The 13,177-nt window shown below is 39.3% G+C and carries 8 protein-coding genes; 4 read left to right on the forward strand and 4 right to left on the reverse strand.

Features of this window, described 5'->3' with window-relative positions; all coding sequences use genetic code 11:
- The first annotated feature begins 19 nt into the window (after positions 1-19).
- From rsmI to HMPREF1534_RS03590, 3 genes are all read left to right on the forward strand, one after another.
- Entirely contained in the window at positions 20-694 is a 675-nt protein-coding gene (gene rsmI, locus HMPREF1534_RS03600) for a 16S rRNA (cytidine(1402)-2'-O)-methyltransferase (protein WP_018452152.1), read from the forward strand.
- A 28-nt stretch (positions 695-722) separates the two neighbouring features.
- Positions 723-1,571: a Cbp1 family collagen-binding glycoprotein adhesin gene (locus tag HMPREF1534_RS03595; RefSeq protein ID WP_005943295.1), complete on the forward strand. Its 849-nt coding sequence runs from the start codon at positions 723-725 to the stop codon at positions 1,569-1,571.
- 77 nt (positions 1,572-1,648) lie between these two features.
- The gene (locus HMPREF1534_RS03590; protein WP_005943298.1) at positions 1,649-2,338 is read left to right on the forward strand and encodes a YjjG family noncanonical pyrimidine nucleotidase; all 690 of its coding nucleotides are present in this window, start codon (positions 1,649-1,651) and stop codon (positions 2,336-2,338) included.
- Positions 2,339-2,417: 79 nt separating this feature from the next.
- Here HMPREF1534_RS03590 and HMPREF1534_RS03585 read toward each other — a convergent pair whose 3' ends face one another.
- Together HMPREF1534_RS03585 and HMPREF1534_RS03580 are read right to left on the reverse strand one after the other, a co-directional pair.
- On the reverse strand, positions 2,418-4,058 hold the full coding sequence (locus HMPREF1534_RS03585; RefSeq protein WP_005943301.1) for a RagB/SusD family nutrient uptake outer membrane protein: 1,641 nt from the start codon (positions 4,056-4,058) through the stop codon (positions 2,418-2,420).
- A 31-nt stretch (positions 4,059-4,089) separates the two neighbouring features.
- Complete coding sequence (locus HMPREF1534_RS03580) at positions 4,090-7,071, reverse strand: SusC/RagA family TonB-linked outer membrane protein (protein WP_250815042.1); 2,982 nt, start codon at positions 7,069-7,071, stop codon at positions 4,090-4,092.
- Between the two features lie 396 nt (positions 7,072-7,467).
- Here HMPREF1534_RS03580 and HMPREF1534_RS03575 point away from each other — a divergent pair, with 396 nt between their 5' ends.
- Positions 7,468-8,589, forward strand: coding sequence for an AAA family ATPase (locus HMPREF1534_RS03575; protein ID WP_018452157.1), 1,122 nt, complete (start codon positions 7,468-7,470; stop codon positions 8,587-8,589).
- 229 nt (positions 8,590-8,818) lie between these two features.
- Here the strand turns inward: HMPREF1534_RS03575 and HMPREF1534_RS03570 are convergent, their stop codons facing one another.
- The gene (locus HMPREF1534_RS03570) at positions 8,819-10,231 is read right to left on the reverse strand and encodes a RagB/SusD family nutrient uptake outer membrane protein (protein ID WP_005943307.1); all 1,413 of its coding nucleotides are present in this window, start codon (positions 10,229-10,231) and stop codon (positions 8,819-8,821) included.
- A gap of 21 nt (positions 10,232-10,252) precedes the next feature.
- Positions 10,253-13,087, reverse strand: a complete 2,835-nt coding sequence (locus HMPREF1534_RS03565; protein WP_005943310.1) for a SusC/RagA family TonB-linked outer membrane protein — start codon at positions 13,085-13,087, stop codon at positions 10,253-10,255.
- Between the last annotated feature and the right edge of the window lie 90 nt (positions 13,088-13,177).

Below are 13,177 nucleotides of genomic sequence, written 5' to 3' on the forward strand. Positions count from 1 at the left end.
AGAATTAGGAGTGTTTTTTATGGGAAAACTGTATGTAGTGCCTACTCCCGTGGGGAATTTGGAAGATATGACATTTCGCGCTATTCGCGTGCTGAAAGAGGCTGATCTCATATTGGCTGAAGATACTCGTACTTCCGGCATTCTTTTGAAACATTATGAAATAAAGAATGCGATGCAGTCCCATCATAAATTCAATGAACATAAAACGGTTGAAGGCGTTGTCAATAGAATCAAAGCAGGCGAAACTGTAGCGTTGATATCTGATGCCGGCACTCCCGGAATTTCTGATCCCGGATTTTTAGTTGTACGGGAATGTGTAAGGAATGGTATTGAGGTGCAATGTTTGCCGGGAGCTACAGCTTTTGTGCCGGCATTGGTTGCCTCCGGTTTGCCTGATGAACGTTTTTGTTTTGAAGGTTTCCTGCCTCAAAAGAAGGGTCGGGTTACTCGGCTCACTTCTTTACAGGAAGAGAAGAGGACGATGATATTCTATGAGTCACCTTATCGTTTAGTGAAAACCTTGACTCAATTTGCCGAGTTTTTCGGTGCCGACAGGCCTGTTTCCGTATGTCGTGAGATTTCTAAAATGCACGAAGAAAGTGTACGGGGTACATTGACAGAAGTTATAGCGCATTTCACAGAGAACGAGCCACGTGGCGAGATTGTCATTGTGCTCGGTGGAAAAGAGGACTAAAAATAATGAACTTTAAAAAGTAAAGCAGATGAAAAAGTTAGTAATTTTATCATTGTTGTCTGTTGCCCTGTTGAGCTCTTGCGGTAACGGAGCAAAAAATGAGGCTATGAAGGCTCAGAATGATTCTTTAATGGTAGAACTGTCCAGCAGAAATGCAGAATTGGACGAAATTATGGGTGCATTTAATGAGGTTCAGGAAGGTTTCCGACAAATAAACGAAGCTGAAAACCGTGTTGATTTGCAGAGTGGCTCTATTCGTGAAAACAGTGCAAATAAGATAAAAGATGATATTCGTTTTATTAGTGAAAAATTACAGGCTAACCGCGAACAGATTGCTAAGTTGGAAGAGCAATTGAAGAACAGTAAATATAATTCTGCACAGTTGAAAAAAGCTATTGCCAATTTGACTAAGGAATTAGAGGCTAAACAACAACAGATTGAGACTTTACAGGCAGAGCTTGCTTCAAAGAATATTCGTATAGCAGAATTGGATGATGCAGTGGCCGGATTAAGCCAAAATGTAAGTGATTTGACAGCTGAGAATGAAGCTAAATCTGCTACTGTTGCCAGTCAGGATAAAGCTTTGAATACTGCATGGTTTGTCTTTGGTACAAAATCGGAATTGAAAGATCAGAAAATTCTTAAGAATGGTGACGTGCTTAAAAATGACGATTTCAATAAAGATTATTTTACTCAGATTGATATTCGTACAGACAAGGAAATCAAATTGTATTCAAAACGTGCAGAACTATTAACCACTCATCCTGCAGGTTCATACGAATTGGTGAAGGATGCAAAAGGGCAGTTAACTTTGAAGATAACTAATCCTAGTCAGTTTTGGAGTGTATCAAGATACCTTGTTATTCAGGTAAAATAAAATAATATATAAATTATCCCGTAAAGGGGTTGCGTCTCAATCAGGCACAACCCCTTTTTTATAATTATTGAATGTATATGTATAAGAGCATATTTATAGATTTGGATGATACGGTTTGGGCATTTTCCGAAAATGCCCGCGATACGTTTCAGGACATGTATGAAAAGTATCATTTTGAGCGATACTTTGACTCCTTTCATCAGTTTTATACCATATATAGTGGGCGAAATGAAATACTTTGGGGAGAGTATGGTGCCGGACATATCACAAAAGATGAGTTGAATGATATGCGCTTTTCTTATCCTCTGCAACAGGTAGGTGTTGAAGATAAAGCATTGGTAAAAGCATATTCGGATGATTTTTTTGCAGAAATAGTGTACAAGAAGAAGACAATGCCTCATGCGGTTGAAGCATTGGAATATTTGTCTTCAAAATACAATTTGTATATCCTTTCCAATGGTTTTAGAGAGTTGCAAGAACAAAAAATGCGTTCGGCGGGAGTTGATAAATACTTTAAAAAAGTAGTTTTGTCGGAGGATATCGGTGTGCATAAACCTTTTCCTGAAATATTTTACTTTGCGATGTCAGCCACTCAGTCAGAATTGCATACTTCTTTGATGATAGGGGATAATTGGGAGAATGATATAGCTGGTGCCAAGGATGCAGGGCTCGGACAAGTATTCTATAATGTAAAAAAAACAACGAAGTTTTCTTTTCAGCCTACAGGGATAATAGAGGATTGGAATGAAATAGGGAAGATATTATAAGAGAAAACGAAGAGAGTGTCAAAGGCAAATTAATAAAAGCATTTTTGACACTCTCTTTTTTGTAGTCGATGATTAACTGTTAGTTACCGCTAACTTTCAGTTCATCATTGTAATCAGTTTCGTTCAAAGGAACATCCCATGTCCATTTGTTGGCGCCGCTTGCCGGAATAGTCGTAGCAATAGAGATGTGTGCATTGCCACCTTTGTCAAAGCCATTGCGAATGACATCACGATTCCAGCGTTTATAGTCGCTCCATGCAAAGCCTTCTCCCCATAGTTCAAGTTCACGATAGTCCATGATTTCGTTCCATAACGCATCTCCGGTTTTGGTACAAGTATATTCTGCATTACGTCCGGAAGTAGCATTCAGCTCTACTAAAGCCGCCTGTGCAGCTGCTTCGTTGTTTAGGAAGTAGTTGGCTTCCGCTTCTATCAATACCATTTCGGAAGAACGGATAAAAGGTAAGTAACCTACACCCGGAGTGTCGAATACATAGAACTTTAATTGTCCTCCTAAGTACATATAACCAGCTTCATAAGGAGCAGTCAGTCCACTGACAGCCATCTTTTTACAATAAGCTGCGGCTTCATCCCATAGAGCATCGGCTTCTTTTTCTTTTTCACCCATACCTAAAATGCCATATGTTAAGTCCATGACTGAACCATCATTGAAGTTGTAGCCCGGGAATTTGTCTTCGGTGAGAAATAAAGCTTTACGGGCATCATTGTTGGGGATGCGGTTAATTAATTCGCGTCCGATAGCTCCGGCACCGGTCTGTTGCGTGCTGGCATAGTAACCGTTGCAGGCAAATTGCACTCCGTAGCTCCAATACCAGTTGTTTTCCTGTGAACCTCCAAAGCTACCCATGATCCATTCACCTGTAGGGTTGCAGAAACCTGCATAGTATTCTGTATTGTTCATCAATGGATAGCCCTCACGCGCCAATTTTGCTTCGCTTAAAGCTTTGGCATAATCCTGTTTTGTCAGTGCAGCACGAGCATATATGGCATGGGCAACGTTAACATTCGGCATCCATACATCGCCTTCTTTTCTATTCATGCCACTTTCGCCATATAAACTGATAGCCTCATCCAAATCTTTATAAATTTGGGTATAAGTTTCAGCCAATGTAGAATAAGGCATTCCGTTAGTTGATTCGTCTAAACGAAGTATTAAACCTTGTGATGCACCATTGTTGGAGTCTTGCCAGCGCCAGCAATAATAGTGCACTAATTTTTCAAAAGCATAGGCTCTGAATGTTAGTGCCGAAGCTTTTATAAATTGCTTTTCACTTTCAGTGCCTTCTGCGTTATCTATGTTTGCCAGAATTGTGTTGGCATTGCCTACTATAGAATAATAGTAATACCACGCATAAGCATCGTAAATAGAGTTAGTACGTGTATGAAACTCTTGATTATGAATAGGTGACCAGCCGGATGCATATAAGTTATACAGATAGTTTTCGCTCGGATAATTTTCATAATGAGCAATGATATTGTTTTCTCCGGCAAAGCCTTGACCGAAATAGTAATGTTGGGTGCTCATGAGTTTGGCAATACCATTCAGTGCCTTTATGGCATTGTCGGTTGTTCCGATGGCATCAGCAGAACCGGTAGAGTCTGTGGGAGCTGTGTCCAGATAGTCGCTTGCACAAGAGGAAACCAACAAGGTACCTGCCATTAGACTACCTACAAACAATTTTTGAATATATTTTTTCATAATTCTATGTCTGTTTTAAAAAGTTATTTCTTTAGAATTTTACAGTTAATCCAAAGTTATAAACTCTGGCGGTTACATAGGTGTCATCCGAACCACCATTGAAAGAATATTGTGGGTTTAAACCTTTACGTGCAGTTAGTGTAAAAAGATTTTCTACACCGGCATTCAACATCAACCCTTCAATGCCTAAATTCTTCATCCACTTTTTGGGTAGTTCATAAGATAAACTCAGATTTTTGAATACCAAGTAAGAAGAACTTACCAACCAACGGTCGCTGGTAGCATTCAAGTCAGAAGATTTGTAGTAATCTATACGAGGAATACCATTCGGGTCAATACGGTTAGGAGAAGTTTCGGTCATACCTGCCGGAGCACCGTTCCAAGAATTTAAGATGTCCTTGTGGTAAGCACTACCTGCGGCACCTGATTCGGATACACCCATTAAGCTGCTATAAGAACCATCGTATGTTTTTCCACCTAAAGAATAAGTGAACAACATGTTCAGATTCCAGTTTTTCCATGATAGGGCAGAACTGATAGAACCATATACAGTGGGGAGTGCACTGCCTGCCCATTTACGTTGAGCATAAGAGGTAGCAGTGGCATAATCTTGTCCATTGATATTTACTAAAGCACCTGCCTCTTCAGCTTTAACTTTCTGTTCCGGATCAAGTGTATAAAGAGAAGTACCGGTCAATTGGTCTACTCCTTCAAAGTGGTATGTATAGAATTCATAAATAGAATGACCTTCCGAATAGTTCTGCATACCGTGCAGAATGTCTTTTCCGTCAGGCAATTTTACGATTTCGTTTTTCAAGAAAGTGGCATCAACGCCAATGTTCCATTTCCAATCTTTACTGTCTATGGCGTCTGCATTTAATGAGATTTCCCAGCCTCGGTTGGAAACGGTTCCAATATTTTTGTATTGTGTCAAGTTCATGACCTTGTCCTGCCATGGATAAGAACCGGCTGACAGAGGTAAGCGGACTTCGAACAGCAAATCTTTAGAACGCTTGTCGAAATAACCGATTTGGAAGTTTAGCTTGTTAAACAAGCGGCCTTCTACAGCCACATCCACGGTTTGGGTAGTTTCCCATTTTATATCGGGAGCTGCCAATGACTTTTTCAATAGAGCAGGATTGCCACCATTTTTATCAATGGTGTATAAAGCCATGTGCCCATAATAGCTGACCCCCATATTGTTACCCACTTCACCATATGAAGCACGCATTTTTAAATGATCAACCCATTCCACATCTTCTAAGAAGGCTTCATTTTTCATATTCCAACTAGCACCTACCGAATAGAAGTTACCCCAGCGGTTGTCTTTATGGAAGCGTGAAGAACCATCACGCCTGAAAGAACCTTCGATGAAATAACGATTATCATAGTTGTATTTTACACGTGCCAAATAAGATTCCGTCTTGTCTTCATCATCGCTACCGTTGAAGTAAGAGTTGGTTAGGAAATTGCCCATTGTTAAATTGCCGTCTACAGCCATACCGGTATTCATGCCGGATGTGTATTTACGCTCCCAACTATAACTTTCATGAGCAATCATGGCTTCTATATTATGTATTTCTTTGAATTGATAATTCCAATTTAATATTTGCTGTAAGGTTACTGTGCGGTATTGATATGCATAGCTTGTCAGACGACCACCATTGGTAGCACCATCACCGATTTTGGGATTATCATATTTTTTGTTATTACTTGTACTGTTGTTTAAGTCTCCTTTTACTGTGACAGACAATCCTAACGGTAATGTAATCGTGGCAAAAGCTTGTCCTCCTAATACATTACGAATGCTTTCTTCTTTATTGAACAACATTTCATAAGCGATATTACGGTTGCCCAAATATGGAGAAGTTGTATCATAAATCTTTTCACCATTTTCATCCAGTTGGTAACTACCATCAGCATTATGCATATACACAGGATACACCGGTGCCATATAGCGAGTAATGTAGAACGGATTGGAATAATAACTACCGGTGGCATTGTCATTATAGTTACGCTTAGTCCACGAACCGGTCAGGTTCACACCTCCTTTAAACCATTTATTCGGTGTAAATGTAGAATTGATACGGCCGGAATAGCGTTCATAATCTGTTGCTTTTACATAACCTTTCTCTTTCAGATAACCAATTGAAGAATATATACTGTATTTTTCACCGGAAGTAGAGGCCGACAAGTTGTAATCTTGACGATGACCATTGCGCTCAATGGCATCTGCCCAATCTAAATCATCATAACCGGATAAGCGAGATGCTGTCAGTTTACCATTGGCATCAAATAATTGATTGTCTGCTGCATTATAGATATTGCGTCCGATGGATTCTGTAATAAGATGTTCAGTCGCATATTGTCCGGCTTCTGTTGCACTCATACCTTTATTAGACATCATGGCATATTTTTTTGCCATCCAAGAAGCTTCCATCCAGCGGTCGGCATCCAAACGGTCATATTCAGGAATACCACGATTATAAATACCCTGATTCATTTGTAGTGTAATGCTTGGTTTGTTGGTAGCATGTCCGCTTTTGGTCGTGATTAGGACAACACCGTTAGCTGCTCGGTTACCATATAAAGCGGCTGATGCAGCATCTTTTAAAATAGACATACTTGCAATGTCATTAGAATTTAGTTCAGCCATATTTCCATCAAAAGGAACACCATCTACCACATAAAGTGGTTCTGAAGCTCCGCTGACTAATGTACCGAAACCACGGATACGGATAGATGGAGCTTTCCCCGGTTCTCCATAGGTGTTGTTAACTTGCACACCCGGTGCGGCTCCTTCTAACGCACCGGTAACACTTGTTGTGATGCGTTTTTCTATTTTTTTATTATCTACAACGGAAATAGAACCTGTTAAAGATTCTTTTTTAGCTGTACCATAAGCGATAACTACAACTTCGTCAAGTGTTTCTGTATCAGGTTTTAAAACAATGTTTATTGTTGGCTTAATAGACACTTCCTGAGATTGCATACCTATAAATGAAATTACCAAAGTTTTTGCAGAACTAAAACTATACACAATACATTGATTAATAGTTAATTATCAATATCATCATATGACGCTAACATACACCCAATATGGCTATAGCGCCATAATCGATAGGTAAGTGCTACTATAATTCTACCATAAAATGAAATTGTGTTGATGTCGTTTTACTAAATAAACCTTTATATTATTCGTATATGAAATAAATTTCATTACTTTCACTTCAAATGTATGGTGCGTATGAAAGAAACGACTGATGGCAGAAACAAGATTTATTTTGCAATCAAATGACATTTTTTGCCAGAAACGCCTAGACACCTGCCTTATTAACGAAATCAAAACACATGATGATAATTGCATTATAATAAGATTATAATTATCTTTGTGGAAAAGTATGTGACTATGGTAAAAATGAACCCTTTTATAACAAGCGGTTATCGTTCAGAGAAATATTTCTGTGACCGGATAGAAGAAACGCGTTTTCTGACGAAGCAGATCACCAATGGAAACAACGTAGCTCTCATTTCCCCCCGGCGGTTGGGAAAGACAGGACTGATAGAACACTGTTTCCACCAGCCGGAAGTAAAAAACAACTATTACACTTTCCTGATAGACATTTACGCTACCAAGAATCTGCAAGAATTTGTCTTTGAATTCGGTAAGAGCATATTGCAAGGGCTGAAACCCCAAGGGAAGAAGATATGGGAAACATTTCTATCCACTTTATCTTCCCTTCGTACCGGAATCACCTTTGATGAAACGGGCAATCCCAGTTGGAATCTGGAAATGGGCGATATCAAAAACCCTTCAGTAACATTGGACGAAATTTTCAGTTACTTGAAGAAAGCGGACAGAATTTGCCTGATCGCCATAGATGAATTCCAGGTGATAGCCAAATATCCCGAGAAAAACATAGAAGCGACACTAAGGACTTATATACAGCATTGCACCAATGCCTGTTTCATCTATTCGGGTTCTCAGCGGCATATGATGGGAGAAATATTCACCACTCCTTCACGTCCTTTCTATCAAAGTACTACTATTCTGGATTTGAAACCCATAGGAATTGGAAGCTATGCCGCTTTCATTGAACGGCATTTTATAGAGAATGGAAAGAATATCAATAAGGACACCATAGAAGAAGTATATCGGCTGTTTGACGGTACCACTTGGTATATCCAGTTTGTTATGAATTTCCTCTATGCGGATACCATGGAAAAAGAAACCTGTACGGTTGGAAAGATCCAATTGGCATTAGATGAAATTTTATCGCAGATGGATTTTACCTATTCTTCTTTACTCTATCAACTTCCACCCAAGCAAAAGGAGGTGCTGATAGCCATCTGCAAGGAAGGCAGGATAAAGGAAGTCACCTCTTCCAGATTTCTCCACACTTACAAACTGACGGCAAGCAGTGTACAGGGAGCACTGAAAGGATTGCTGGAAAAAGATTTTGTCACTGCTGAATTAGGTGTATACAGCGTTTATGACCGTTTTTTCGAACTCTGGTTGAAGCGGTTGTAAAGAAAATAACAACTCCATTTATTTTCAAATGCGTACTTTATAGGATAGCCTCTCTCTTTTTCTGTGAAGAAAAGGAAGTCTTTGTCCGAGAATTCTGATGGAAAAACGATTAAGGTATCTTTTACACCTACCATATGGAATAAAAATGACTTGATACTTTATGGCTGTTCTACAGTGTACCCCACTGTAGAATTCAAACCAAGGTATCAAGTCATTTTATATAATAGTGTTAATATTCAGGATTCTGTTGTCCTTGCAGATTTACATTAGCATCTATTTCAGCTTGAGGAATAGGCATAACACAACGGTAGTCATTCCAGTTAGGGCTTATTAAGTCTGTATTATTCAAGAAGTGACGGCCTCCTTCTCTTGTTACAGTTCCTCCAACTCGTAAAATATCATTGAGACGATGTCCTTCCAATACTAACTCCTTCCTTCTTTCCCGGTCGATCATTGGCAATGTAGCGACAACATCCGATGCTGTTGGAATAGCCCTTTTAATAATCTTATTCAAATAGCTATTTGCTTTCGCTTGATCTGGACTTGATTTGCGCAAAGCAGCTTCTGCAGCAATCAGATAGATATCAGACAAGCGAATCACTCTGATATTATTAACCGTAGAGGCTCCATTCCTTCCCGGGTATTTATTAATAATACATTTAACTCCTGCAGCATCTTCCTTTAAAAGTCCTAATCTGACATCATTAGGATATTCATTTAGCAGTTCGATAAAGGCATCAGTTGCAGCTATAGCTGCATACCCTTTAGGATCTACCAAATAACCAAAGAGTTCACGATTACCGGAAGACAAATCTGAAACATGCAAATCGAGTATGGATTCTGAGGTATATTCATTAGACCAAGCAGCAAGATAGTCTGCGTTTTGAATCAGTTTATAAGGACTTTCTTTTATAATCGTTTCAGCACAATTGAACGCTGCGTCATAATTGCCTTTATACAAATAAACCCTAGCCTGCAATCCTAGTACTGCCCATTTATTAAAATGCCCATCGTTGACTTTATCAGAAACCAATCCTAAAGCTGTTGTTAAATCTTTCTCTATTGCTTCATAGCCTTCGGCAACCGTGTTTCTGGCAGGCATGTCGTTGGCCGTCAAGACCTTTTCTACAATAGGTGCTCCTAAAGAAGCTCCTTTGTCTTTTTGATAAGGATAACCGTATACTATATTAAGGTTAAAATTACACAATGCTCTGACTGCAAGAGCTTCTCCTTTTGCATTGTCTAATTGAGGAGAAGCCGTGATTTTACCCGATTCTATAGCTTGCAGAAGAACATTTACCCGATTAATGACCTGATAGGGTATTTTCCAAAGACCTGTCGGCGCATTATTCTGACGATACATGAATTTGTAAAAATTTTCAGTTCTTTTGCTTGGAGTCGAAGTTTGTACATCTTCACCTCCTACTTCTGCTCTTGATATGAAATCGGCACCGTAATATTCGCTAGACAGTAAACCTGAATATACACCATTTAGAGCAGAACCTACATCTTCAATATTGTTAATAGATTCATCGGAAGGCAGTGCGTTAGAAGGCATCTGATCCAGATAGCCATCACATGAAGACAATCCTATAGAAATGGATGCCGCTATGAATAAGAATTTTAAACTATTATGTTTCATAATTATTTCTGTGTTTATAGGTTATAGTGATAGTTCCAGACCGAAACTGACACTTTTCATTGCCGGAAATGCAAAATTTACATTACCATTAATAGGTTGTTCCGGATCCACATTGTCATAAGATTGGAATGTCAGCAAATTGCTGCCTGAAACAAACACGCGCAAATTATTTATGTTTAAGGGGTTGAGCCATTGTTTGGGCAAAGAATAAGAAAGTGAAACCGATTTTAAACGGAGATAATTATTGGTGTGCATGTGACGGTCGCTTGAATAGCGGGCGTATGTATAGTTGTTTATACGACGCGGAACATCTGTAATATCTCCCGGTTTTTGCCATCTGTTTAACTGCTGTTTGCCTATTGCATAATAAGCGTTTTCGCCATCAGTATCTGTATACGTTAAGCAAGCGTCATCCAATAATTTCCCTCCTAGAGAGAAGGAGAACAGGGCGTTGAATTCCAGTCCCTTCCATGAAAGGCTATTTCTCCATCCGCCGGTTAATTTGGGGTCAGGAGTGCCAATAATAATACGTTGAGCCTCTCCCGGGTTCTTTGTTAATTCTTTATTCAGAGAGCCGTCTTTATTTTGGGTGTTCAGTACCCATTGTTCTTCACCTGTCTGAGGATCAACGCCTGCCCATTCTCTGGCCCACCATGAATAATAGGATTCTCCCTCACGTAAGATGCTTGAACCACTAATAATGTCTTTGCCATCATATAATTTATCAATTTTATTTTTATTGTGTGACAAGGCTAGACCGGTAGTCCACTGAATAGCCGAGTGCTTGAAAATATCATAACTAATGTCAATCTCAACGCCACGGTTAATCATGGAGCCTACGTTTTTTAACGCAGAAGTGAAACCCACTGTCATTGAAGTTGGAACATCTTGAAGCAAATCTGTAGTTAAGCGATTGTAATAGTCAAATGAGAAACTCAAACGCTCAAAGAGGCGAGTGTCAAAACCTACGTTGAAGTTCTTGTTTCTTTCCCATGCAAGATCGGGGTTAGGAATTGTACCTGGTGCAATACCCGGTTTGTCCTGATAGTCATACCCCGTACTCATTAAACTCAGGTGACTATAAAGTTTGCTTGGTAATGTACCGTTAATACCATAAGAAACTCTTAATTTTAAGTCATTGATCCAAGGTAATCCCTGCATAAAATTCTCACTGCTGATTCTCCACGCACCAGAAACTGACCAGAAATTTCCCCAACGCTTATTTATCCCTAAGCGAGAGCTCCCGTCACGACGGTAGTTGGCGGAAATATAATATTTTCCGGCATAATCATAATTGAAACGTGACAAAACAGATAATAATCTGTCTCTAGAGTATCCCGATGAAGCAGTCATGGGAGTAGAAGAGTTCTCCAGTTCAGGTAGTAAGTCTGTGGAATATCCTTTTCCGACAGCTTCTACATAAGTTTCTTTTTTATCATCAACATCCCATCCTATAAGTACATCTACATTATGCTTTTCATTAATAGTTGTTATGTAGTTTAAAACAGTTGAGGAGTAAATATTGTGATTTTGATAGGGTATCTTAATCATTAATCCTTGATGTAAGTTACCGTTGTGTGAAGCTTTTGGCCAGTGTGTGGTAGCTTCATTCATGATATAGTCGTAACTCAATGTTTGTTTCAGGATAAGCCCTTTTATAATTTCATAAGACGCCCATAAAGAATTGGAACTTCTGAATACGCTTGACAAACTTTTGTCTAGATTCATGTCTTTTACCGGATTGGCAACGCCTAAATTGGCAATAGGGAATCCTTCATAAAAACTTCCGTCCTCGTTATAGATTGGTATATTAGGAATAGCATACCAACGTGTAACAAAGTAGGGATTGGCATAAGCGTATCCCTCTGAAACCTGAGAGCTGCTTTGTTTAGACATGGAAATATTAACTCCCATTTTTATTTTGCCATCATTGGATTTGTGGCTTACATTGGCACGACCGAAGAAGCCTTTCATCCATGATGATTCTACCATGCCCTTTTCGTTCTTATAAGCTAAAGAAGCATAGAAGTTTGTATTTTCATTACCTCCTTGAGCTGCAAACTCATAGTTCTCCATTGAGCCGTTACTTTTAAACAGGGCTGATTCCCAATCGGAATAGCGGTCCAGTTTAGGCGCCCACACATCTACATTTTGTTGGGCGTACTGCTTGGCTTGGACCTCATCGTAATCTTTATATAGTATACCCTCATTGTAAAAGGCTTCATAAGTCAACTCCCTTTGTTGGTCACCGTTAACAGTCTCGCGGTTTTTGGTAGCCCAATCGGTTATGCCCCAATTAGCTTTGAAACTTATGGTTGTTTTTCCTTCTTGTCCTTTTTTGGTAGTAATCAGGACAACTCCATTTGCAGCTCGGGAGCCATAGAGTGATGCCGCTGCTGCATCTTTTAAAATGGTTATGTTTTCAATATCACTGGGATTCAAAGAAGACATAATATTAAAAGATTTAGTATCTCCGCTCACTCCTGAAACAGCAACGTCTCCAGATACTACGGGAATTCCGTCAATGACATATAGAGGTTCATTTCCGGCATTCATGGAGCCTGTACCGCGCAAACGGATAGAAAGTGCTGCACCGGGTTGTCCACTATTGCTGTTTACCGTAACACCCGGAGCAGAACCTTGCAAGACTTCTTCAAATGAATTAATCGGAATATCCTTCAATATTTTTTTTGCTGAAATTGTTGAGGCTGCCCCGGTAAATGAAGCTTTTTTAGCTGTACCGTATGCCACAACCATCACCTCATCAAGTACTTCTGCATCAGCTTTTAAAAATATCTGCAAGTTTGCCTTTATTGCTACTTCCTGAGTTGCCATACCTATAAACGAAATAACCAAAGTTTTTGCAGAACTAAATAATTATTTATTTTACTGATAATCAATACTTTGGTGTACTATCTCCAAGTGTTTCCCCTTCATTTAAAGTAC

The sequence above is a fragment of the Phocaeicola massiliensis B84634 = Timone 84634 = DSM 17679 = JCM 13223 genome (assembly GCF_000382445.1).
In the GTDB taxonomy this organism is placed as follows: Bacteria; Bacteroidota; Bacteroidia; order Bacteroidales; family Bacteroidaceae; genus Phocaeicola; species Phocaeicola massiliensis.

Excerpts from the sequence above, each read along its gene's own strand:
- HMPREF1534_RS03570 (WP_005943307.1), bottom strand. The coding sequence starts at position 10,231 with ATGAAACATAATAGTTTAAAATTCTTATTCATAGCGGCATCCATTTCT.
- HMPREF1534_RS03575 (WP_018452157.1), top strand. The coding sequence starts at position 7,468 with ATGGTAAAAATGAACCCTTTTATAACAAGCGGTTATCGTTCAGAGAAA.
- HMPREF1534_RS03590 (WP_005943298.1), top strand. The coding sequence starts at position 1,649 with ATGTATAAGAGCATATTTATAGATTTGGATGATACGGTTTGGGCATTT.
- rsmI (WP_018452152.1), top strand. The coding sequence starts at position 20 with ATGGGAAAACTGTATGTAGTGCCTACTCCCGTGGGGAATTTGGAAGAT.
- HMPREF1534_RS03585 (WP_005943301.1), bottom strand. The coding sequence starts at position 4,058 with ATGAAAAAATATATTCAAAAATTGTTTGTAGGTAGTCTAATGGCAGGT.
- HMPREF1534_RS03595 (WP_005943295.1), top strand. The coding sequence starts at position 723 with ATGAAAAAGTTAGTAATTTTATCATTGTTGTCTGTTGCCCTGTTGAGC.